Consider the following 1224-nt stretch of genomic DNA (forward strand, 5'->3'; position numbering starts at 1 on the left):
GATGCGCAGCGCATGCACCATCACGTGCCGCGCAAGGCAGCGACCAGCCTGAAAGAGGAGCTTCTGAAGGTACCGTTCTACTTTTCCCTGCGGGAATTGCCGAAGACCCTGCGTGCTGGCCTGCCGTACGGTGCCGGAATGGCGTTGGTTTTTCTACTGCTCGTCCCTGGGCTGATTTTCGTCCTGCTTGCCCCGGTCATCACCTACCTCATACTCACACAGTCGAGCGCCGATCTTGTGAACGCTCTGCAGCCTCTCATGCACCACTTATCCCAGGCGCGGCTGATTGGCTTCTTCGACACGGCACGTACAGAAATATATCGGAGCCTCGGCGACATCCTTTTTGTGTTCATGACCAGTAACATCGCTTGTGGTTTGGTAGCTCGCCTCATAGAAGACCGTTCTGCCGAAGAAATGGCTGACATCACGGGCACAGCAACGATGCCGTCCTGATTTCCACCTAGTTTTGTCAACCGCGTCTATTGAGCGCCGCCTCCAGAGACGGGTTGCATTCGTCTTCAACCAAGGAAATGGCGGCCCCGGTCACCTGGGGGATCATGTTCGGTCACGAGTTATCACGTTTCATCACGCTCCTTCTGATGCCTGGTCAGCATCGTTTCTGAAGGTAGGCGGAGTCACCGGAGAGACCCTCGTACGGCCTCTGCTCTCGTATAAAAATCCGTCAGAAACACGAATTCTGAAAAAAAAACCATCGCTCTCTGGATCGCCTTGTCGGACGATTCAGTCATGATGAAGACATATCCCTTCCATGTGCCGGTGCCTCGCTCAGCTTACCCCCGTCTGAACGGGGTTTTCCTGCCATGATCGGTCAAGGCACCGATGGAGGCGATCGCTCCGCGCAGATCGCGTTCGGCATCCTCCTGCTGGCTGTCGCAATCGGTGCGATCGTCATCATGGCGTGGATGCGCTTTCATGCGCAGATGGCGACAGAACTGATTGCCTTGCGTCATGCAGAACTTCAGGTCGCACTGCCCTTCTCATCATGGGCGCGTCGTCTGGATATTGCTGTCATGCAACGGGCGCCACAAGACATGTCCGCCACGACGCTATGGACCGTACTCAATCTGACCGGCGGCGTTTATCGCCTCCTTGCTGCAATCCTGCTCGGACTCTGTACCCTGCTCTGCTTCATGCGTGCAGCGAACACCCGCTTCCCTGGCAGTTACGATCATGCGGCTCTTCAGCGTGAACTCGCCCGTACAC

Annotated in this window: 2 protein-coding genes; both read left to right on the forward strand. The window is 56.5% G+C overall.

What is annotated here, in order from left to right; genetic code table 11:
• Positions 1-453, forward strand: a 453-nt coding sequence (locus tag P792_RS23460) for a hypothetical protein (RefSeq protein WP_031240066.1), incomplete at its 5' end; no start/stop codon positions are given.
• Positions 454-821: 368 nt separating this feature from the next.
• Positions 822-1224: hypothetical protein (locus tag P792_RS37320; RefSeq protein WP_031240067.1), on the forward strand; the 403-nt coding region annotated here is incomplete at its 3' end.

The sequence above is a fragment of the Asaia sp. SF2.1 genome (assembly GCF_000505765.1).
GTDB classification, from domain to species: Bacteria; Pseudomonadota; Alphaproteobacteria; order Acetobacterales; family Acetobacteraceae; genus Asaia; species Asaia bogorensis.